Origin of the sequence: Catellatospora aurea (assembly GCF_042663325.1) — a bacterium.
Classification (GTDB): Bacteria; Actinomycetota; Actinomycetes; order Mycobacteriales; family Micromonosporaceae; genus Catellatospora; species Catellatospora aurea.
Genome location: NZ_JBHTAC010000022.1, coordinates 54,774 through 74,996, shown reverse-complemented (window position 1 = coordinate 74,996; position 20,223 = coordinate 54,774). Strand labels below are relative to the sequence as shown.

General features: G+C 71.8%; 20 protein-coding genes. 11 read left to right on the top strand and 9 right to left on the bottom strand.

Translation table 11 applies throughout. The features are described from left to right. Nucleotides 1-141: 141 nt before the first annotated feature. On the bottom strand, nt 142-750 hold the full coding sequence (locus ACFQO7_RS21595; RefSeq protein WP_376808038.1) for a VOC family protein: 609 nt from the start codon (nt 748-750) through the stop codon (nt 142-144). Nucleotides 751-927: 177 nt separating this feature from the next. Between ACFQO7_RS21595 and ACFQO7_RS21590 the strand changes: the two genes are divergently transcribed. Next, nucleotides 928-1,512, top strand: a complete 585-nt coding sequence (locus tag ACFQO7_RS21590) for an NADPH-dependent FMN reductase (RefSeq protein ID WP_376808037.1) — start codon at nt 928-930, stop codon at nt 1,510-1,512. A 12-nt stretch (nt 1,513-1,524) separates the two neighbouring features. On the opposite strand, the gene ACFQO7_RS21585 is transcribed toward ACFQO7_RS21590, so the two are convergent. From ACFQO7_RS21585 to ACFQO7_RS21575, 3 genes are all read right to left on the bottom strand, one after another. Further along, complete coding sequence (locus ACFQO7_RS21585) at nt 1,525-2,565, bottom strand: magnesium transporter CorA family protein (RefSeq protein ID WP_376808036.1); 1,041 nt, start codon at nt 2,563-2,565, stop codon at nt 1,525-1,527. A gap of 54 nt (nt 2,566-2,619) precedes the next feature. Further along, the gene (locus tag ACFQO7_RS21580) at nt 2,620-3,777 is read right to left on the bottom strand and encodes a DUF1996 domain-containing protein (protein ID WP_376808035.1); all 1,158 of its coding nucleotides are present in this window, start codon (nt 3,775-3,777) and stop codon (nt 2,620-2,622) included. Between the two features lie 80 nt (nt 3,778-3,857). Then, nucleotides 3,858-4,433, bottom strand: a complete 576-nt coding sequence (locus tag ACFQO7_RS21575) for a hypothetical protein (protein WP_376808034.1) — start codon at nt 4,431-4,433, stop codon at nt 3,858-3,860. A gap of 89 nt (nt 4,434-4,522) precedes the next feature. On the opposite strand from ACFQO7_RS21575, the gene ACFQO7_RS21570 reads away from it, so the two are divergent. Together ACFQO7_RS21570 and ACFQO7_RS21565 are read left to right on the top strand one after the other, a co-directional pair. Continuing rightward, the gene (locus ACFQO7_RS21570; RefSeq protein WP_376808033.1) at nt 4,523-5,134 is read left to right on the top strand and encodes a hypothetical protein; all 612 of its coding nucleotides are present in this window, start codon (nt 4,523-4,525) and stop codon (nt 5,132-5,134) included. 26 nt (nt 5,135-5,160) lie between these two features. Then, the gene (locus ACFQO7_RS21565) at nt 5,161-6,246 is read left to right on the top strand and encodes a DUF1996 domain-containing protein (RefSeq protein WP_376808032.1); all 1,086 of its coding nucleotides are present in this window, start codon (nt 5,161-5,163) and stop codon (nt 6,244-6,246) included. Nucleotides 6,247-6,313: 67 nt separating this feature from the next. On the opposite strand, the gene ACFQO7_RS21560 is transcribed toward ACFQO7_RS21565, so the two are convergent. Then, entirely contained in the window at nt 6,314-7,051 is a 738-nt protein-coding gene (locus ACFQO7_RS21560) for a YqeB family protein (protein ID WP_376808031.1), read from the bottom strand. Between the two features lie 302 nt (nt 7,052-7,353). Here ACFQO7_RS21560 and ACFQO7_RS21555 point away from each other — a divergent pair, with 302 nt between their 5' ends. The 3 genes from ACFQO7_RS21555 to ACFQO7_RS21545 are packed head-to-tail and all read left to right on the top strand — an operon-like array spanning nt 7,354 to nt 9,904. Then, complete coding sequence (locus ACFQO7_RS21555; RefSeq protein WP_376808030.1) at nt 7,354-9,072, top strand: protein kinase domain-containing protein; 1,719 nt, start codon at nt 7,354-7,356, stop codon at nt 9,070-9,072. 26 nt (nt 9,073-9,098) lie between these two features. After that, nucleotides 9,099-9,506, top strand: coding sequence for a hypothetical protein (locus tag ACFQO7_RS21550; protein ID WP_376808029.1), 408 nt, complete (start codon nt 9,099-9,101; stop codon nt 9,504-9,506). Between the two features lie 29 nt (nt 9,507-9,535). Continuing rightward, nucleotides 9,536-9,904, top strand: a complete 369-nt coding sequence (locus ACFQO7_RS21545; protein WP_376808028.1) for an aldo/keto reductase — start codon at nt 9,536-9,538, stop codon at nt 9,902-9,904. On the opposite strand, the gene ACFQO7_RS21540 is transcribed toward ACFQO7_RS21545, so the two are convergent. After that, nucleotides 9,835-11,796, bottom strand: a complete 1,962-nt coding sequence (locus ACFQO7_RS21540) for a zinc ribbon domain-containing protein (protein WP_376808027.1) — start codon at nt 11,794-11,796, stop codon at nt 9,835-9,837. The two genes, ACFQO7_RS21545 and ACFQO7_RS21540, sit on opposite strands and share 70 nt — an antisense overlap. Nucleotides 11,797-11,969: 173 nt before the next feature. Here ACFQO7_RS21540 and ACFQO7_RS21535 point away from each other — a divergent pair, with 173 nt between their 5' ends. After that, nucleotides 11,970-12,542 carry an aldo/keto reductase gene (locus ACFQO7_RS21535; protein WP_376808076.1) on the top strand — a complete coding sequence of 191 codons (573 nt, stop codon included), beginning with the start codon at nt 11,970-11,972 and terminating at the stop codon, nt 12,540-12,542. Between the two features lie 16 nt (nt 12,543-12,558). On the opposite strand, the gene ACFQO7_RS21530 is transcribed toward ACFQO7_RS21535, so the two are convergent. Continuing rightward, nucleotides 12,559-13,068, bottom strand: a complete 510-nt coding sequence (locus tag ACFQO7_RS21530) for a hypothetical protein (RefSeq protein ID WP_376808026.1) — start codon at nt 13,066-13,068, stop codon at nt 12,559-12,561. 606 nt (nt 13,069-13,674) lie between these two features. On the opposite strand from ACFQO7_RS21530, the gene ACFQO7_RS21525 reads away from it, so the two are divergent. Genes ACFQO7_RS21525 through ACFQO7_RS21515 form a run of 3 tightly spaced genes read left to right on the top strand, consistent with a single transcriptional unit; the run spans nt 13,675 to nt 16,222 of the window. Continuing rightward, nucleotides 13,675-14,457, top strand: coding sequence for an alpha/beta hydrolase family protein (locus ACFQO7_RS21525; RefSeq protein ID WP_376808025.1), 783 nt, complete (start codon nt 13,675-13,677; stop codon nt 14,455-14,457). Nucleotides 14,458-14,517: 60 nt separating this feature from the next. Next, nucleotides 14,518-15,462 (top strand): acyltransferase domain-containing protein, encoded by a 945-nt coding sequence (locus ACFQO7_RS21520; RefSeq protein ID WP_376808024.1) that lies wholly within the window; start codon nt 14,518-14,520, stop codon nt 15,460-15,462. 34 nt (nt 15,463-15,496) lie between these two features. After that, nucleotides 15,497-16,222 (top strand): hypothetical protein, encoded by a 726-nt coding sequence (locus ACFQO7_RS21515; protein WP_376808023.1) that lies wholly within the window; start codon nt 15,497-15,499, stop codon nt 16,220-16,222. A 4-nt stretch (nt 16,223-16,226) separates the two neighbouring features. Here ACFQO7_RS21515 and ACFQO7_RS21510 read toward each other — a convergent pair whose 3' ends face one another. Beyond that, nucleotides 16,227-16,778 (bottom strand): M15 family metallopeptidase, encoded by a 552-nt coding sequence (locus ACFQO7_RS21510; RefSeq protein ID WP_376808022.1) that lies wholly within the window; start codon nt 16,776-16,778, stop codon nt 16,227-16,229. A gap of 153 nt (nt 16,779-16,931) precedes the next feature. Then, on the bottom strand, nt 16,932-17,645 hold the full coding sequence (locus tag ACFQO7_RS21505; protein WP_376808021.1) for a hypothetical protein: 714 nt from the start codon (nt 17,643-17,645) through the stop codon (nt 16,932-16,934). 99 nt (nt 17,646-17,744) lie between these two features. On the opposite strand from ACFQO7_RS21505, the gene secA2 reads away from it, so the two are divergent. Next, nucleotides 17,745-20,213, top strand: a complete 2,469-nt coding sequence (secA2, locus tag ACFQO7_RS21500; RefSeq protein WP_376808020.1) for an accessory Sec system translocase SecA2 — start codon at nt 17,745-17,747, stop codon at nt 20,211-20,213. The last annotated feature ends 10 nt before the right edge of the window (nt 20,214-20,223 follow it).

The window sequence follows — 20,223 nt, the reverse complement described above, 5'->3', positions numbered from 1 at the left end:
CCAACACTGTCCGGCTTCGAGTTGTCCTCGATCTGACGCAGCGTGACCGAAACGTTCGACACAGCCGAGAATCCCTGTCCCCCCAACGAGCACACCGTGACCGACTACGAATTCGCGGGTGACGCGACGGCTGTGGCCGGGTCACTGCGGCAGCGGTTGCCCCGACGCCTCGGCCACCATGTACGCGGCGTACCAGTCGGGCCAGTCGGGGTCGGCCGCGCCGATGCGCTTCTCGTGTTCGCCGTGGGCCACCGAAGCGCGGCGCATCGCGCTCGCCAGGTCCGTCGTGGAGGTGAACTCCGTCGCGCCCGGGTCGACGCGGCCGGGCAGCCGGTTGGTGATCTCCTGGAGCACCCAGGTGTTGCCGTCGGGATCGGCGAACTCGGCCCGCGAGGCGTACGTGCCGCGAGCGGGGTCCGGGCCCTTGATCGGGCCGTCCGGGCCGAGGTGGAAGACGTCGCTGATCTGGACACCGGCGGCGGCGATGGCATCGTGGGCCTGCTCGATGTCGGCGACGATCAGGAACGACCGGGCCGACCCGGGCGCGGCCGTGGTGAGGTTGGTGCCGAAGTGGACCGAGCACTGCGAGCCGTGCGGCGTCAGCTGGATGACACCCGACCCCGGCGGGGTCTGGTCCGAGCGCCAGCCCAGCCGCCCGTAGAACTCCTCGGCCCGAGGGATGTCGGAGACCGGGATCACCACGACTTCGAGCTTCATGTCGACGTCGGCGACACCAGGCGTCGTGCCCATCGTTTCCTCCCAAGATCGCGGCGATTTCTCGCCCTCGACGATACCGGCGAACCGTATTCACCGTGCCTTATCAGCCCAATCCCACCTGTTGTCCCGGCGAACTGCGCGGAACCGCGTACGGCGGGGACCGGGTGGAGGTATGCAGGCCGGAGGAACCGTTAGCCAGGAGGCTGTGCCATGACCACCTACAAGGTCGGATACTTCGTCGGGAGCCTGTCGTCGACGTCGGTGAACCGGGAGCTGTCCCGGGTGCTGATCCGGCTCGCGCCGGAGGAGCTGGAGTTCACCGAGATCCCCATCGGCAACCTGCCGCTGTACAGCCCGGACCACGACGCGAACTACCCGCCCGAGGCGGTCGCGCTCAAGGACGCCGTCCACCGCTCCCAGGCGATCCTGTTCGTCACGCCCGAGTACAACCGGTCGATCCCGGGCGCGCTGAAGAACGCGATCGACTGGGCCTCGCGGCCGTGGGGCAAGAACTCGTTCGACCACATCCCCGCGGCGGTCATCGGCGCATCCATCGGCCAGATCGGCACCGCGCTGGCCCAGCAGGCGCTGCGCGGCGTGCTGAGCTTCTGCAACGCCCGGCAGATGACCGCGCCCGAGGCGTACATCCAGTTCAACCAGACGCTGTTCCCCGGTGACGGCGAGGTCGTCGACGACGCGGTGCGCACGTTCCTGTCGGACTACATGACCGAGTTCCGCGACCACATCGTGCGTGTCCTGTCGGTGCTCCCCCGCCAGGGCCACGAGCAGCCGTAGGGACACCGCCGCTCAGAGCCAGTCGTTGCGCCTGAAGACGGTGTACAGCAGGACGGACAGGATCGCGATGAGGGCCGTCGAGACGAGCACGCCCCACGCGCTGCCGTAGCCGGGGAAGGGAACGTTCTGCCCGTAGAACCCGGTGATCGCCGTCGGCACCGCGATGATGGCCGCCCAGCTGGTCACCTTCTTCATGATCATGTTCAGGTGGTTCGCCTGGGTGATCAGGTTGGTCTGCACGGTGGTGGCGGCGAGGTCGTGCAGGGCGTCGGTCCAGTCGGCCGCGCGCATCGCGTGGTCGTAGAGCTTCTGGTAGTACGGCGACACGGCGTCGTCGATCGCGAGCACGTCCTGGTTCTGCAGCGACTCGACGACCTCCTCCATCGGCTTGACCACCCGGCGCAGCGCGATCAGGTCGCGGCGCAGCTGGAACAGCCGCTGCTGCGCGGGCCGCACCGCGGACCCGCGAGCGCCGAACAGCTGCTCCTCGAGGTCGTCGACGGCCTCGTCGAGCTGGCGCACCGCCTGGAACTGGCCGTTGACTATGTGATCGAGCAGGCCGTAAAGAAGGTAGGCGACGCCGTGGCGGGTCAGCGCGGGCGCGGCGTCCCAGCCCGCGACGACCGGATCAAGGTCGAGGCCGTTGTCCTTGCGGATCGTGATCAGCACGCGGTCGGTGCAGAAGACGGCGATCTCGAACAGCGTCAGCGACGAGGTGTCCGGGTCGAGGGCGGCCCCGTACGCGTCCAGGGACAGATGCTCGGGGTAGCGGTTGAGGCTGGGGCGCTGGCCCTTGTCCAGGCACTCCCCGATCGCCAGCTCGTGCAGCCCGATGTCGGCCCCGAGCATGTCCACATCCTCGGCGCTCGGCCGGTACAGATCCAGCCAGAGGACCGCCGCCGGGTCGGCCAGGTGCGCGGCGACGTCGTCGACCGAGAAGTCTTCGAGCACGCACACGCCGTCGCGATACACCCGGGACCTCGCGCGCCGCAGCGCCTCCGGCGCATCACGGTCGCCACCGGGGCCCGCGACGACCCCGCCGTCCCCGCCCACGCATCCAGCCTAGGCGAGCGGGCCGGTCACCGGAGGCGGTCGCCTACCGGCGCGTCACTGCTGGTAGCCGAAGTTGTCACAGGTCCGGCGCTGCTGGACGCAGTTCTTCGTGCGCTTGTTCATGGCGTCGACGTCCCACATCACGAACGCGTCGCCGTGCATCGACGAGGCGCTCTTGCCGTCCTTGTCGGAGGACAGGTAGAAACCCGCCGCGCTGCCCTGCGAGCCGTACGCGATGTCGAAGGTGATCGCCGGGATCTTCACCGGGTGGCTGCGCGGGCAGGCGTTGCCACGGCCGAACGACACGTGTGCCTTGTGGTCGGGGCTGTCCAGGTGCTTGCCGTCCCAGCAGTCCGGGAACTGCATGATGTAGTGCAGGGTCGCCTTGCCGTCGCAGATCGGCCAGTTGCCGTTGCCGCTGCGGGCCACGCCGTCGACGTCGCCGGGGCCGTAGTAGGCGCAGAAGAACTGGCCACCCGCGCCGCGCGGGGTCGGCTTCTTCTTCTTGGCATCGCCGACGATCATGCGCAGGCCGTTGGGCATCGGCAGCTGGTTCGCCGAGGTGTTCATCAGCGAGCGGTAGTAGACCCGGAAACCCGTCGTCTCGACCGGCTTGCCGGTCGCGTTGTCGTAGAGCGTCGGCACCCAGTACGAGGAGTGGTCCTCGACCGGCTTGCAGGTGGTCGCCGTGAACTTCATCAGGTCGGCGGCCTTGGTCTGCGCGCCGACGGCCTTGTTGCCGACGAAGGAGTGCATGTGCGACGCGCCCGGCAGCCCGGGGGCGACGATCGGGTCGTCGGGCAGCGAGTGGCTGTACTTGCAGTCGGCCCGGAACTCCGGCAGGTTGCCGACCCCGGCCGGGACCGGATCGACCTTCCGCGCCTGGTACGCGGCGACCTGCGCCTGCCAGGCCGCCTGGTCGACGGGCACCCAGCCGGGCTTGGCAGCCTTCGGCGCGGCCGCACTCGGTGACGGCGAGGTCGCCGCCGAACCGGTCGGCGCGACCGGCGACGCGGTCAGCGCGGGGCTTTCGGCCGCGTTCGACGGTTCCGGTTCGCCGGCCGCGAACACCGCCCCCGCCGCCACGGCCGTCGCGACGGCCAGACCGGCGGCGACGACGAGGACGTTGCGCCGGTTGCGGGCCAGCCGGCCCAGCAGGCCGGAACCGGGCTGCGGGTCCGGTCCGGACCCGTCGATCGTCTGGTACGACACGCTGACTCCTGGCAGACAAGGCGATCTCGTGGCCGCTGGCATGGTAACCGCGCCCGATGAACGCGATGTCTCCGGACGGGTCAGCCGCGGATCGTGATGAGGTAGACGAAGGCGGCCGCGTCCGGACGCTCCTCCGAGACGTGCGCGCGTGACGTGATCAGCCGATGCCGTCCCGGGGTGAGGCCGGTGAGCAGCACGCAGTTCGCCCACATCCACACGTCCCGGGACCGGCCGGTGGTCGTGATCGGATTGCCGAAGACGCCGTCGACGGTGAACTTGCGACGGCAGACCACTTCGAGGATCGGCAGGTCGATCTCCTCGTCGTTCTCCAGGGTGGCGTACGCGATCCCGGCGTCGGTGGGCCTGCCCTGCGGGGCGTCGTCCGTCCCGTACGCCCACCAGATCGGCAGAAAGATCGGCCGGCCCGCCGGAACGGTCACCCGCCGGAAGTTCTCGGGATCGTCACCCGCGTCACCGAACTGCCCGGCGAGGAACCACACATCCTTGGGCTGGTTCGTGGCGTAGTACTCGGCCCGGTCGCCGAGCGGCGTCCGCCACGCCGGAATCGAAGCCGCCCACCGCAGCCAGCGGGCCGCCAACCCTTGCGGGGACGCCTGGGGGTAGGGCAGCGGCGACGGCTTCGCACGACCGAACATGTGCGGCACCCTACTGCCTGCGGACCAGGTCGCGGGCGCGGAACCACCCCACGTTCCCAGCCGGTCGGCGACCGTGCAAGATGGCCTCCGTGAACGCCCCGACGCGCAGCGATCCGGCTACCGGCGAGCAGCCGCCGCCGGACGTCCGCGGCCGCCACCGGCCCGGCCTGCGGGCCAGGCTGACCGGTGGGCCGTCCCCGTCGCCGGGCCTGGTCGCCATCGTGATCATCGTGACGTGGTTGGCGGTGCTCGCGGAGTCGACCCTGGTGCCGGTGAACCCGGCGCTGCACCGGGTGGCGCTGTTCGTGCACCTCGCGTGCCTGGTCGTCGGGTTCGGCGCGGTGGTCGCCGTCGACTGGATCGCCCTGAAGTGGCTGCTGCGCCGGTGCCAGCTGCGGCAGGTGCTGGCCGTGGCCGACCAGGTGAACCTGCTGATCTGGCTGGGCCTGGCCGGCATGGCGGCCAGCGGCGGGCTGCTGCGGCCGGACCTCGGTTCGACCCTCACCCAGATCAAGCTGCTGCTGGTGCTGCTCGTGGCACTCAACGGGGTCCAGGCCTCCGCGCTGCACCGCAGGATCGCCGCGTTCACCGGACCCGTTCCCCGGTTGCTGCTGCTGCGCTCGGTGCTGGCCGCGCTGGTGTCCCAGGGCGGCTGGTGGGGCGCGATGGCGATCGGATTCCTCAGCAGCCACCCGACTTAGGCGTACCCAACCGCAGGAGGACCTCTGTGCGTACCGAACAACCGGCCCTGAATCCTCCTGGACGGGCGTCCAGGCTCGGCCGACTCGGCCCGGTTCTGATCGCGGCACCGGTCGTGCTGGCGATCGCGGTGGTCTCGTTCATCGTCGCCGACACCGGCGAGGCTTCCGCACCGGAAGCGGCGGCGACCGGACCCGCCGCGGCGACGTCTCCTGCCGCGACACCGGCGGTCTCCCCGTCGGCGAAAGCCTCGCCCAAGCCGGCCAAGCCGGGCTGGATCGCCGTGGACCCCGACGAGCAGAAGGCCCGCACCGCGGCGTTCTTCGCCCGCAAGCCGCGCACGGTGACCGGCAAGCCGGTGCAGGTCCCCGAGTTCCACGCCACCTGCACGGTCAGCCACCACCGCGACGACGATCCGATCGTCTTCCCCGGCCTGCCCGGCGCGTCGCACAACCACACGTTCTGGGGCAACAAGACCACCGACAGCCACACCACGGCCGCGTCGCTGCGTGCCGGCGCGACCACCTGCAACCCCAAGCAGGACCGGTCCGGGTACTGGATCCCGACGCTATTCCAGAACGGCCGCGTGATCGACCCCGACGAGATCACCGTCTACTACGGCTCACGGCTGAAGGACCCCGCCAAGACCCAGCCGTTCCCGTACGGGCTGCGGATGGTCGAAGGCGACGCGAAGAAGACCTCCGACCCGAACGGCAACCGGTTCTGGTGCGCGGGCATCGGCGGCGAGGTCGGCCGGTCCTCCGACGGGGTCTTCCCGGTCTGCGCGTCCACCGCGCACATCGTCCGGCAGATCACCTTCCCGGACTGCTGGGACGGCAAGCACCTGGACAGCCCCGACCACAAGGCGCACATGTCCGGCGCGCTGCACACGGGCGTGTGCCCGCGCAGCCACCCGGTGCCGATCCCGTCGGTGTCGTTCGTGATCTCGTACAAGCCGCTGAGCGCCAAGACCGACGGCATCACGCTGTCGTCGGGCAACTCGTTCTCCATGCACGCCGACTTCTTCAACGGCTGGGACGAGGAGGCGCTCGCCGCCCGCGTACGCAACTGCCTCAACCAGGGCGTCAAGTGCAACGCCGCCGGCGGCTTCTGACCCGGGCACCGCAGTGGCGTGGCCGCCGTCCGCCGGAGAACGGCGGCGGCCACGGCCGGTCGCGCAGCTACGCCGGGACCTTCTCGGCGGAGGCTGCCCCGGCCGGTTTGGCGACGAGGCGGTAGAACTGGCGGTCGTCGTTCTGCCGGACGATCACGCCGAGCTTGGTCAGGTCGGCGCGGAGTTCGGCCGCGTCCTCGGCGGCGTTCTCCTCCAGCGCCTTCTGCCGTGCCTTCAGCAGGGCGTTGGCCGTCGCGGACAGCTCGGGCAGGTCCTCGACCCAGCGCATGTACTGCTCCAGGTGCGGATCGGCGTCGAAGAACGGGTACCCGTGGCGCAGGAACGCCTCCTTCACCGCGTCCTCGTCCAGATTGTTGTTCGCCCTGGCCAGTTCACCGGTGTCGGCGCCGAGGAACACGAGATCGTCGAAGCCGTCCAGGTAGACGGCCGAGATCTCGGCGCGGGCGATCCGGCGGGTCTGCTTGCCGGCCCGCCAGATGACCAGGTCCGGCTGCACTGACACCGCCACCGAGTCCTTCAGCGTGCGCCGGGCCACCTCCGCGCCGAACACCACGCCGAGCAGCACGCAGAGCACGGTCCCGTACGGGTCGGGCACCTTCGCGAGCACCGAGATCCAGTCACGCAGCGGCATGCCGTCGACGGACGCCGCCCACTCCGACACGGCGCGCAGCGCCCAGCCGAGCCCCGCTCCGATGACGACACAGGTGGCCCACATCGCCGTGACTCTCCTGGTGGACACCTTGAGCCGGGACGGCTTGCTCGGCACGGTCTTGTTCGGACCCATACGACATCTCCTTGACGGCGCTCAAAGCCAGCATTGTCGCGGACCCGCCCGCCGCCGCGCCGCCGGGGCCACCCGCGCCCCGCGGCCGCGCATTCACCTGACCACGATGCGTCGACACAGCGAATGCGGCGATCGGCAGCCCCCTATCCGAACGCCGATTCAGGCTATCAATGGTGCTCGTTGTAGCAGTTGGCAAGCGCTCGAACACTGTTTACCCGGCGTTCATCAGTGCACGTCCCAGCCTTCTATAGGGACGGTGGACAGCAGGTGGAGGCATCATTCACCGCGTGTATTCTTCCGCGGTGCACGACTCATCCAAGAAATTGCTGGCCTATCGATATCAGCTTCTCGACGTCATCGGCCAGGGCGGGCAGGGCCGTGTCTGGCGGGCCCGGGACGAGTACCTCCAACGGTTCGTGGCGATCAAGGAACTGCTCGCGCCGGCCCACCTGACCGAGGAGGAGCGCAAGACCACCCGTGAACGCAGCCTGCGCGAGGCACGGGCCGTGGCGCAGCTGAGCCACCCGAACGTGATCCAGGTGCACGACGTGATCCCGCACGAGGGAGAACCCTGGATCGTGATGGAACTGGTCCACGCGAGATCGCTGCACCAGGTGCTCGCCTCGGACGGGCCGATCCCCGTCCGGCGGGCCACCGAAATCGGACTCGCCCTGCTGAGCGCGCTGCGCGCGGCGCATCAGGCGGGCCTCCTGCACCGGGACGTCAAACCCGCCAACGTGCTGCTCGCCGAGGACGGTCGGGTCCTGCTGACCGACTTCGGCCTGGCCACGCACCAGTCGGCGGACGCGTCGGTCACCCGCACCGGCATGGTCGTGGGCTCGCCCGCCTATCTCGCCCCCGAACGCGTCGACGGCGACCGCGGCGGCCCGGCCGCCGACCTGTGGGCGCTGGGCGCGACCCTGTTCACGGCCGTAGAAGGCAGGCTGGTCTTCGACCGGCCGTCGCCCGCGGCGACGATCGCCGCGCTGGTGACCGAGCCCCCGCCGCGCCCGACGCGGGCCGGAGCGCTGACACCGGCGCTGGAAGGCCTGCTGCAGAAGGACCCGGACCAGCGCGTGGACGCTGATCAAGCCGAGGCGCTGCTGCGTGCCGCGCTCGACCCGGCCCGCCACGACTCCCCCACGGCGGACAGCCCGGTTCCTGCGGCCGCCGCCCCTGACGGGCCTTCATGGGCCGCCCCCACACCGTTGCCGACGATGGACCCCTCGCCCGCCGACGAGCTGCACACCACCGCCGAGACCGACGTCGCCACGAACGGCGACGTGCCGCCGATGCCGTCCGGCAGCACCCGCCGCCCCTGGCCGCGGGTGGCGCTGGTGGGGGCCGTGGCATTCATCCTGCTGCTCGCAGTGGGTGTCGGCGCGGTGACCTGGCGGAACCCGGACCTGCCTGACACCACGTTCGCCAACGCCACTGAGGCCGCGCCGACCGGAACCGAGCAGGCCTCGCCGAAGGCCCGCCCTGCGCCGTCCGCGCATCCGTCACCTGCCGCGACCACGGCACCGACCGGTTCCGGTCAGCCGTCCGGCGCGCCCTCGCGATCGCCGGTGCCGAGCGCGTCGCCCGCCGGGAACGCCGGTCAACCGGCCGCGCCTCCGGCAGCGAGCCATGTCGGTGAGATCACCGGCATCGGCGGCAAGTGCGTCGACGTCGCCGGCGCGAGCCGCGCCGACGGCACCCCGATCGTGATCTACACCTGCAACGGCACCGCCGCCCAGACCTGGACCATGCGCGCGGACGGCACCGTTCGGGCGCTCGGAAAGTGCCTCGACGTGCAGGGCGGCGATACCGACGACGGCACGTCGGTGCAGCTCTGGTCGTGCGGGTCCGGCTTGGCGCGCCAGCGTTGGGTGTACGACAGCGCCACCCGTCACCTGGTCAATCCCGCCTCCGGCAGGTGCCTGGACGCCCGCGACCAGACCAGCGCCGACGGCACCCGGCTGCAGATCTGGACCTGCAACCCGAACTACCAGGCGAACCAACGCTGGACCACGCCCTGAACCGTGCAGTGTCGGCCGGTGGCATGATGCCCGGCGTGATCAACAGTAGGGGAATCGGCCTCGCGCTGGTGGCGGCCGGGTTGGTGAGCGCGTGCGGCGTGATCGGTCCGGTGGACGACGGGACGGCCTCCGAGCGCGCCGTGCGGAACTACCTCGACGCTCTGGTCCAAGGCGACCACGCCGCCGCCCACGCGCTGATCTGCACTGACGAAACCGGCGTCGAGCGCGGCGAGTTCGACGCCGCGGAGCAGGCGAACCCGGTCCGCTCCTACGAGATCGAGTCGTCGGTCGCCTGGTCGTCGCCGGTCGACGGGCACGGCTTCGGGTACCGGGTCCGGGTGACCCGCACGGCAGGAAACCCCGTCGTCCAGGAGATCCGGACACAGGGCGATCGCGACATCTGCATCCAGCACGGCAACATCAGGAACCTGTGACCGGATCATCCACCATTAGGATCACGATCATGGTGAACACGAGCTGGGAACTGGGCGGGGACCTCGACGTCGGCCGCGTCGGATATGGCGCGATGAAACTGACCGGCTGGCCGCAGGGCGGGCGGCCCGAGCGCGAGACCGCGCTGGCGATCCTGCGGCAGGCCGTCGAGCTGGGCGTGAACCACATCGACACCTCGCACTACTACGCCCGCGACGGCGTCGCGGCCAACGAGCTGATCAGGACGGCGCTGCACCCGTACCCGGCGGATCTGGTCCTGGTGACCAAGGTCGGCGCGCTTGTCGAAGGCTCGGACATCAGCGTCTCTGATTACCTGTGTTTGTCTGAGGGTGTCAGGCGTTTCGGGTGGGGGCGTGGCCGTGTCGTGCCGGGTCCGTAGTCGCCGGTGAGGGTGATTGCGGGAGTGGCGCGGACGTGGTGGAAGCCGGTCCGGTGATGCCGTGGTTTCAGGTGATCGTGTGCAGGTCCTGACGCCGCCACGCGGGGGTGGTGGTTCTTGGGTGCCTGCCCCGCCGGACGCTGGCCACCGGTGGACGCCGGTGGGGCGGGGGCCGTGCGCCGGTCGGGCGCACGGTGGGAGAGCTTGCCTGCCGACGCCGGGGGCCGTTTCCGGGTGGGTCCGGTCTTGGCCCGTGGCGTCGGTTGCCTGGTGGGGTGGGTGGTGGGGCGTCGTACGGTCGCGACGTCGCCTTCGACGACGGCGGTGATGGTGTGTCGGCCGGTGGTGCGGTCGGTGCGGACGTGGTGTTGGGCGAGCAGGCCGCGGGCGGTGATGCGCATGGCCGCGGCGTGGTCGCGGTCGAGGTTGAGCCGGCAGCGGCCGCAGATCGCCCATTTCCAGCCCCGCTCGCCCGGCCGGTCGGGGGCGGGGGTGTGGGCCAGTTCGGTGCGGCCTTGCCCGCAGCGGGGGCAGTAGCGGCTGGTGCCCCGGGCGGGCACGGTCACGACCGCGATGCCGGCTTTGGCGGCCAGGTGCACGAGCGCGTCGACGACCTTGCCGCGGACCTGCCCGGACAGCCGGGCGTTGCCTTTGCGCCGGCCGCGGGCCGCCAGGGTGGCCAGGTCCTCGACGTAGACGACGCCGGCGTGCAGGGCGACGGCCTGGTCCACGGCCCAGCGGGCGGCCGACCAGGCGAGGGTCTTGTTGAGGTGGCGGATTCGGGCGCATACGTGTTCGTGTTCGGTGGTGGCGCGTGCGGCCAGCGCGGTCAGGTGCCCGGCACGAGCGTCGCTGTCGGGCAGGCCCGCGGCCAGGGCGGTGTGGTGGTCGCGTCTGGCGGCCAGGTGTTCGCGGTGTTGGCGCAGCCGGTGAAGCTTGGCGGAGACCGCGGTGGCGTCGTAGCGCAGCATCCGGCCGTCGGTGACGACCCGGCCGGTGTCGGTCAACCGTCCGACGGTGCCGGTCAGCAGGGTGTTGACGCCCCAGTCCAGGCCGAGAGCGACCTGGTGCCCCCGCGCGGGCGCGGGTGTGACGGGTACACGGTGGGGTAGGTCGACGCGGACTCGGTGCCCGGCGATGCGCAGGGTCGGCGCGCACAGCCTGGCGTGGTCGGCGACGTGGGCGGGCAGGGTCAGGGGCAGGGCGTGCCAGGCCCAGTCGGCCGGTGACCCGGGCCGGGCCGTCAGTGGCAGCTGGACCCGCAGCACGGCCCGGCCCGGCCCGTCGCGGCCGATGCTGGTCAGTTGCCTGTCGGCGGCGGCCAACAACACCTGCGCCGCGACCGCCGGTGCGGTCTCCAGGTCGGTCAGGTCGCCGGGAAGTCGGCCGTACGCGTGCTGGTAGGCGCGGACCTGCCTGGTGCGGTTGGCGATCACCGCGTTGGTCACCCCGGCTGGCAGCAGCTCACGCAGCGCCCGCCAGTCGGCGTCGGCGCGCCTGCCGTCGCCGGGCCAGGTCGCGACGATCGCCTGCAGGACCTCGCGCCGGTACACCCCCAGCCGCAGGGCGCGGGCGGCTTCCTCTTCGGCGCACCGGCGCACCCGGTCGCTGACATACACACCCGCCGGCGCGGGCGCCGTCCAGCCCAGCCGGCGCAACGCCATCCAGCCCTTGGCCGGCAGCACCCGCCCGTCCGGGCCGACACCAGCAGCCAACACCGCCAGGTCCGCGCCGGTCCAGTGTTCGGCCACGATCTGCGCGGCCAGCTGCCCGACCAGCCCGGCCAGCCACCCGACCCGCGCGGCCAGCACCCGCTCACCGACCCGATGGCCGCCGGCCTCGACCGTCGCCGACATCGCCGCGCAGGTCGCGGTCGCGGTGAGCTGACCCACCGCCACAACCACACCCCCGCACACCGGCCAATCAGGACTGCCATGAGCCTACGACCCGCCCCCGACACAACCGCCACCCACGACAAACGCTCAGCATCCTGCACCCGGCCACACCGCCACCAGGGCGAACCGAATGCAGTCACGCTTAGCTAACCCGACCACCAGTTCACACCCTGCAGCCGTCGGAGCACACCGGGCTCACCCCGGACGGGCTGCGCCGCAGCGTGGAGGCGAACCTGCGCACCCTCGGCGTCGACCGGCTGGACGTGGTGAACCTGCGGATGAGCGACCGGGGCCATGACCGCTCCGCCGTCGCCGCGCCGCTGGAGACGCTGATGTCGCTGCGCGACGAGGGACTGATCCGGCACATCGGCATCTCCAACATCGGCCGCGCCGAGTTCGACACGGCCCGCACGATCGCGCCGATCGTGTGCGTCCAGAACCGGTACAACATCGCCTATCGCGAGGACGATCCCCTGGTGGACGCGTGCGCGGAGGCGGGTGTGGCGTACGTGCCGTTCTTCCCCGTCGGCGGGTTCCAGCCGCTGACCGCCGAGCACCTGACCACCGTCGCGGCACGGCACGACGCCACCGTCGCGCAGGTGGCGCTGGCCTGGCTGCTGGCCCGCTCGCCGAACATCCTGCTCATCCCCGGCACCGGCTCACCCGCGCACCTGGCGGAGAACATCGCCGCGGGCGACCTCACGCTCACCGACGAGGACATGGACCTGCTGGGCCGGCCGTGAAGACTCCGTAGGCGGGTCAGGAGTTCGGGCCGGCCAGCTCACGCAGGTGCAGGTGGGCGACATCGAGGAACGCCCGCCGGCTCGGCCCGATCTCCTCCCAGATCCTCGTCTCGACCGGCGCGGTGCGGTCCTTGGGCCCGTCGCGCACGAGGTCGCGTACGGCGAACGCGAGCAGCCGCGCGGCGGCGTTGAGTTCCTCGTCGCACAGCAGGTGGAGGGTCTTCTGCAGCACCCACAGCCGGTCGATCATGGCGTTGGCACGCGCCTGCCACTGCTCGTCGTCGACGCCGTAGTGGTGGTGGTCCACGGCGATCCGTTCCGCGGCCTGCACGGCCTCCAGGAACGCCATCACGTGGGTGAGCCGCTCCTGCCGGCGGGTCTCGGCCAGCGCGAGTGCGCTGCGACGCACCTCGGCACGTTCGGTGTTGCGCAGGGTCAGGCGCTGGCCGAGCAGCGCCGAGCCTCCCGCGACCACGCCGACGAGCAAGGACGCCGAAGCGGTGATCATTTCCGAGCTGAGCTGCATCCCCACACCCCTGGCCGCTCGACGGACTCCCGGAGTCTAGGCAGACCCCGGCCGCCGAATTCGCCGACTGACGGAGGTCGGACAGCGCCCGTCACCCGGCGGATACGACCGAAGTCCGGGCGGTGCCCCGGCCGTTCGTGCTGTGGTGAACAGGAGCGATCGGGGGCCCGCCATGATGAAGCAGCTGTTCGACGACCCGCTGTTCCAGATGTTCACCGAGCGGGCTTTGATGACCATGACCCGCGGCGGCGCGGAGTACGGCGAGGTCGCGGCCATCGCGGCGCAGGTCGAGCCTGGTGACGCCGACAGCTGGCATGAGGCGTGGACCGGGTACGCGGCGAAGCTGGTCGGCTGGGCCGAGGACAGCCACGCCCGTGGCCACCAGGTCAGCGCGCGGGAGGCGTACCTGCGTGCCACGACCTACCTGCGGGTGTCGTACACGCCGCTGTTCGGGGAACCGGTGGACCCCAGGCTGGTGGCGGCGTTTCAGCGGGAGTCCGACGCTTCCAGCGGTACGCGGCGCTGGCCCCGCACCCGGTCCGGCCGCTGCGGGTCCCGTTCGAGGAGACGAGCCTGCCCGGTCACCTGTGCCTGGTCGACGACCGGGTGCGGCCGCTGCTGGTGGCCGTCGACGGCTACGACGGCAACGTGCACGAGATGTACTGGTCGCACGCGGTGCCCGCGCTGCGCCGCGGATACCACTGCCTGCTCGTGGACGGGCCCGGCCAGGGCGGCGCGCTGATCGAGCAGCAGCTGCGGATGCGCCCCGACTGGGAGGTGGTGCTGCGCGCGGTCGTGGACGCGGCGCTGGCCCAGCCGGAGGTCGACGGCGACCGGGTCGCGGTCATGGGCTGGAGTTTCGGCGGCTGGCTGGCCCCGCGCGCCGCCTCGGGCGAGCCGCGCGTCGCCGCGCTGATCGCCGACCCGGGCCAGTGGGACCAGGCCGAGACCGTCCGGGCCATGCTGCCGCCGCCGGTGCGCGACCGGTATCCCGATGTCGACCCTGCCGAGCTGGAACCGATGATGCAGGACGCGGTGCGCAGCAACCCGGTGGCGCGCTGGAAGCTGGTGCAGCGCGGCATGTGGGTGCACGGCGCGCCGACGCTCGGCGCGTACGTCGTGGACCTGGGCAGGCGTTACCGGCTCTCGGACATCGTCGGGTCGATCGAGTGCCCGACCCTGGTCGCCGCCGCCGACGGTGATCCGCTCGCGGCCGGGGCCGAAGCCCTCCACGAGGCGTTGACCTGCCCGAAGGCGATGGCACGGTTCACCGCGGCGGACGGGGCGGCCGGGCACTGCGAGGGCTGGAACCGCTCGCGATTCGATCAGGTGGTGTTCGACTGGCTGGACGAGACCCTCCAGCACGGGCGAAGCCGGGTCAGCCCATGATCAGGGATCTGCCGGGTTCGACCTGGAGGGGCCGCCCCGCCGTCCGGTAGGGTCGGCCGCGTGGATCTGGAGCACACCGCCGCGCTGCTGGGAGTGCCCGTCGCCGACATCGAGCGCGTGCACCTGCTCGCCGGCGACCGGCCGTCGGCCCCGCTGCCCGCCAAGGCCGACGCGCCCGCGATCCTCGACCGGCTCGCGGTGCGGCCGGACGACGCCGCCGAGATCATGGAAGGCTGGCCGGACCCGGACTCCCCACTGTGGACGCCGGAGTTGCGCTGGCTGCTCGACCGCTCGATCGCTCTGGTCCGCGCCGATCTCGGCGGCCACGACTGGCTGCCGCCCGGTCCGGAGCTGGCGCGCGACCGAGGGCCCGCCTGGCGGCACCTCTACGTGTACGCCTACCTGGCCCTGGTGGACGTCGTCCGGGAGTATCACCGCGAGCGCGGCATCGCCGACGCGGTGTCGTGGACGTCCCTGGCGGACCTGGGCCGCAACCTGGCGATCGACCGGCGGATGAACCGCGAGGGCTGGCCGGTCATGCAGGCGTGGCTGACGCTGCACGCGCGCGGCAGCATCTACGAGCTGGGCCGGTTGCAATACCACCCCGCCGACACCACCGTCGGCCTGCACATCCCCGAGTCCGGGCCGATGACCCCGCAGGCCGTCACTGCCTCGCTGGACGAGGCCCGCGCGTTCTTCCCGCGCCACTTCCCCGACCGGACCTTCACGGCGTTCACCTGCGGCTCGTGGCTGCTCGACCCGCAACTGCTGGAGTACCTGCCGGAGGACTCGAACATCGTCCGGTTCCAGCAGCGGTTCGCGCTGGAGCCCTACGAGGAGCCGGAGGGGCTCGACGCCGACGTCGAGGTGCTGCGGTTCGTGTTCCGCAGCATCACCACGCCGCTCGACCAGCTGCCGCGCCGCACCGTGCTCGAACGCGCGGCCGTCGATCACCTGAAGGCCGGCCGCCACTGGCGCTGGCGGCGTGGTGCTTTCCCCATCTGAGCAGGCCGCAGCACGACCCGGATTGGCGGACGGCATGTCCATGCACGACATCGAGGATCTGGTGGCCGAGTCGGTCGTGGTGCTCGACGCCCGCCACGCCGCGGACGACGACCGGCTGCGGGACTGGTTCACGGCGCTGTACGCGTTCCAGGCCGGGTTCGACTGCTCGCACACCCAGGGCCGGGTGCTGGACATCCTGTTGCGCCGCCGGCACACCTACCGGCTCGCGCCGCACGAGCACCCGGACTACGCGCAGCGCCGCGGGTTCTTCGACGGGCTGACCGGGTTCCAGGCGTTGCGTGAGATCGACGAGGACGCCGACGACTTCGCCGGGTACGACGACTGGCTGGAAGACGGTTACGTCGACCCGCCGTGGCTGTACTGCGAGGCGGGCACGGCCCTGTGGCGGCGGGAGGTCGACGCGGGTCGGCTCACTGGCCGCGACGCGGTCGCGCCGGCCCGGGTCGCGCTGCTCGACGTCGCGACAGCGGTCGCCGAGGCCGCCGAGCGGCACGGCGACCCGGGGCTCGTCGCGGCCTGGTACGCCCTCGGCCCCGCACTGCTCGTCGACGACCTGATGGATGTCGAGGAGCTACGGGACGACCCGGCGGTCACCCGGCTGCGGGAGATCGTCGAGCGGTGCGGCGCGGCGTCGGCGGAGCTGCCCGACGACTACCGACCCACCGACGAGCAGCTCGACATGCTGGGCGACGAGCGCGCGACCTGGTGGTACGGCATTCTCACGTCCGCGAGCGCCTGACCGGTCAGCCCGCGGACGCGTCGGGCAGTTGCGGCGGGCAGGGGCGGCCGGGCACGGTCGTCAGCTCGAAGTGCCAGATCTCGTTGGCGTACACCTGGCAGAGCCCGTAGGCGGCGCCGTTTCGCTGGAGCCACCGGTCTGCCCGCTGCGGTCCGACGTCGATCGCCTTGCCGGTCACGTGGGTGGAGCGGTCAGGGGTGTTGACGCGCTTGGCCGCCTCCTCCGGGCCGTCCTGCGCGACGGCTTCGTCGAGCAGGTGCTGCTGGTGGCTGCGGCTGCGCCAGCCGGAGTTGATCAGCACCTCGACGCCGTCGCGGCGGGCGTCGGCGGCCGCCTGGCGGATGGCTTCGCGCAGGTCGGGGTCGAGGTTGTCGACGGCGGGGTGCCCGTCGGTGAACGGCGACACCGGCTCGTCCAGCGCGCCGTCGCTCGCGGTGAGGCCGCTGTCGGCCGAGGCGATCTCGGTGTACGCGGGAATCGCGGTCAGCAGCGCGGCGGCGGCGATGCCGACGCCGGCCCGTTTGGCCAGCGAGGGGCGCGGGGAGGGGCAGGACATGTGAACTCCTTCCGGCCACCGGAACGGGGATCCGGTGACTTACGGAAGATCACTTCAACACGCAGTGTGTTATGGCAACGTGAACCGATCACCACACATGCTCTTAACATCGGCGATAATTGCTCAGGAGCTGGCCGATCACCTACTGAGCCACTAATCGGGCAAATGCCCGTAAACCTCGATCCAAGCAGCCGCCATGATCGTGCCCGAGTCGCTGTCCGACAGGTCCGGGGCGCCGTAGGCCATGGCCGCCTCGCGCAGCGCGCCGTACGCCGACTTCCACGGCTCGGCCGCTTCCTCCTCGCCGTCGCCGTCGACGATCCAGGCCCCAGGTCCGCCACGGGCGCGGGCGCTGTCGCACACCAGTCGATGCAGCAGCCCGAACCCGGAGGCGATCGGCGACCCGAGACCGCAGGGCGGGGTGTCGTCCCGCCAGCGCTGCCAGGCGGCCCGGCAGGCGTCTCCCGCGTCGGGGTGCCTGGCCCGCGCCAGCCGGTGGGCCGTCGGCTCATCCAGAGCCCGCGCGGCGTCCAGGACCCGCACGACCGCGTCGCCGTCCGCGCCGAACATAAGCGCCGGACTCAGCTCCTCGATGACATCGACCGCCATGGCGTTGGTGTAGCCCGCACCAGGCCGGATCCGGGCGGTGACCTCGGCCAGGGCCGCCCGCTCCCCCGCCGTCGCCGCGGGCCGTATCCGCACCGCGAACAGCCGTCCGGGCCAGCGGTTGACAAGGACCCGGCCCGGCGACTCGTACACCACCAGCCACGGCGGCCGCGCCTCGGGCTGCCGCACATGGCCGCCGACCTGCGCCGTTCGCACGTGTTCGGGGGCCGAGTGATCGACCCAGAGGTAACCCGAATCCATCGATCGCTCCCCGCCCTCCGCGCAACGCGCCGAGCCTAAACGCGGCGGATGACACGTCCGGGGCGGGCGTGTCGCGGAAGAGGACGTACCTTTGCGGGCATGGGTTTGGGTGATCGGTTGAAGCAGAAGCTGCGCGCGTTCATGGAGCGCCCCGGAACGACGGTCAGTCTGGACCGTTATGAGGCGATCCTGCCGCGCATCCTGGACCTGGAGGACGAGCTCACCGCGTTGACCGACGCGGAGCTCACCGAGCGGGCGCTCGCGCTGCGCGACCTCGTCAGCGAGGCCGAGGACGGGCAGCCCTTCGTCACGCTGGCCGAGCCGCTGCCGATCGACGAGCAGGACCTGGCCGAGATCTGCGCGCTGGGCCGCGAGGCCGGCCGCCGCGCCCTCGGCGAGCGCGCGTTCGACGTGCAGCTGCTCGGGGCGATGGCGATGCTGCAGGGCAACGTCGTGGAGATGGCCACCGGTGAGGGCAAGACCCTCGCCGCGTTCATCGCCGCCTTCGGTTACGTCGTGCGCGGCTCGCGGGTGCAGGTGCTGACCGTCAACGACTACCTCGCCGACCGCGACGCGCGCTGGATGGGCCCGGCATACCGGATGCTCGGCCTGAGCGTCGACGCCGTCGGGGAGGCGTCGGGGCACGACGAGCGCGCGGCCGCGTACCGCTGCGACGTCACGTACGTGTCGGTGAGCGAGGCGGGCTTCGACTTCCTGCGCGACCAGATGGTGCTGCGCGCCGAGGACGCCGTCATGCCCGGCCTCTACACCGTGATCATCGACGAGGCGGACTCGATCCTCATCGACGAGGCGCGGGTGCCGCTGGTCCTGGCGGGCAGCCTCGCCGACGCGACCTCCGACGCGAGCGCGGCGGCGACGCTGGTGGCGACGATGCGGCCGGGCCGCGACTACGAGGTCGTCGACGACGGCCGCAACGTGCAGCTCACCGACCACGGCGCGGCGCTGGTCGAGCGCGCCTGGGGCGGCATCCACCTCTACGCGCCGGACAACCTGTCCAAGCTCACCGCCGTGAACCTGGCCCTGCACGCGCGGGCGCTGCTGGCCGTTGACGTGGACTACATCGTCAAGGACGGCCGGATCGCGCTGGTCGACGAGTTCCGGGGCCGGGTCGCGCGCCGCCGCCGCTGGCCCGACGGGCTGCAGGCCGCGGTCGAGGCCAAGGAGGGCCTGGCGGCCACCGACGAGGGCGAGATCCTGGCCTCGATCACCGTGCAGGCGTTCATCGCGCTGTACCCCACGGTCGCGGGCATGACCGGCACCGCGTCCACGATCGGCGACGAGCTGCGCGAGTTCTACCGCCTGGAGGTCGCGGTCATCCCGCCGAACACGCCCAACGTCCGGGTCGACGAGCCCGACCGGGTGTACGCGACGATCGAGGAGAAGGAAGAGGCGCTGATGGCCGAGGTGGCCGCGGCGCACGAGACGGGGCGGCCGGTGCTGGTCGGCACCCTCGACGTGGCCGAGTCGGAGCGGCTGGCCGCGGCCCTGCGCGAGCACGGCATCACCTGCACGGTGCTGAACGCCAAGAACGACGCGCACGAGGCGGCGGTCATCGCCGAGGCCGGCGGGCGGGGCGCGGTCACCGTGTCCACCCAGATGGCCGGCCGCGGCACCGACATCCGGCTCGGCGGCAGCGACGAGCAGGACCGGGCGTCGATCGCCGAGCTGGGCGGCCTGTACGTGGTCGGCGCGGGCCGGCACGACAGCCGCCGCGTCGACGACCAGCTGCGCGGTCGGGCTGGCCGGCAGGGCGACCCGGGCGGCTCGGTGTTCTTCGTCAGCCGCGAGGACGAGCTGATCGTGCGGCACGGCGACGGCATCGGCGGCACGACCGCCGGCGACGGGCGGGTCAGCGGCCCGCACGTGCACTGGGCGGTCGGGCACGCGCAGCGCGTCGCCGAGGGCGTCGACTTCGAGATCCACCGCAACACCTGGCGGTACGGCGTGCTCGTCGAGCGGCAGCGGCAGGTGCTCGCGCTGCGCCGCAAGGCGCTGCTGACCACCGACGCGGCCGCGGAGCTGCTGCGCGGCGACACGACCCGGTTCCCGGCCGACCTCGACGCGGTCGCCGAGGCCGACCTGCCCGCCGGCTACGACGCCGACGACCTGGCCCACGCGGGGCTGGAGCTGGTCACGGTCGCGGACCGCTTCGCCGAGGTCGAGAAGGCGATCGGCAAGGAGGCGGCCGAGGAGGTCGCGCGGCAGATCGCGCTGTACCACCTGGATCGGGGCTGGGCCGACCACCTGGGCATGCTGGCCGACGCCCGCGACGGCGTGCACCTGCGCGCGCTGGGGCGGCAGGACCCGCTGGACGAGTTCCACCGGCTGGCGGTGCCCGCGTTCAACAAGCTGCTGACCGGCGTCGACACCGACACGGCGGACACGTTCATGGCCGCGCGGATCGACAGCCCGGACTGGACGCCCGCCGACGCGGGGCTGGAACGGCCGAGCGCCACGTGGACGTACATGGTGCACGACAACCCGTTCGGGTCGGAGATGGAGCGCATGTTCGCCAACCTGGCCAAGATGGTGCTGGGCCGCCGCTGACGCCACGGCC

Bases quoted from the DNA above. Each gene is read 5' to 3' on its own strand.
- ACFQO7_RS21595 (WP_376808038.1), bottom strand. From the start codon at position 750: ATGGGCACGACGCCTGGTGTCGCCGACGTCGACATGAAGCTCGAAGTC.
- ACFQO7_RS21590 (WP_376808037.1), top strand. From the start codon at position 928: ATGACCACCTACAAGGTCGGATACTTCGTCGGGAGCCTGTCGTCGACG.
- ACFQO7_RS21575 (WP_376808034.1), bottom strand. From the start codon at position 4,433: ATGTTCGGTCGTGCGAAGCCGTCGCCGCTGCCCTACCCCCAGGCGTCC.
- ACFQO7_RS21560 (WP_376808031.1), bottom strand. From the start codon at position 7,051: ATGGGTCCGAACAAGACCGTGCCGAGCAAGCCGTCCCGGCTCAAGGTG.
- ACFQO7_RS21550 (WP_376808029.1), top strand. From the start codon at position 9,099: ATGCCCGGCGTGATCAACAGTAGGGGAATCGGCCTCGCGCTGGTGGCG.
- ACFQO7_RS21545 (WP_376808028.1), top strand. From the start codon at position 9,536: ATGGTGAACACGAGCTGGGAACTGGGCGGGGACCTCGACGTCGGCCGC.
- ACFQO7_RS21530 (WP_376808026.1), bottom strand. From the start codon at position 13,068: ATGCAGCTCAGCTCGGAAATGATCACCGCTTCGGCGTCCTTGCTCGTC.
- ACFQO7_RS21515 (WP_376808023.1), top strand. From the start codon at position 15,497: ATGTCCATGCACGACATCGAGGATCTGGTGGCCGAGTCGGTCGTGGTG.
- ACFQO7_RS21510 (WP_376808022.1), bottom strand. From the start codon at position 16,778: ATGTCCTGCCCCTCCCCGCGCCCCTCGCTGGCCAAACGGGCCGGCGTC.
- ACFQO7_RS21505 (WP_376808021.1), bottom strand. From the start codon at position 17,645: ATGGATTCGGGTTACCTCTGGGTCGATCACTCGGCCCCCGAACACGTG.
- secA2 (WP_376808020.1), top strand. From the start codon at position 17,745: ATGGGTTTGGGTGATCGGTTGAAGCAGAAGCTGCGCGCGTTCATGGAG.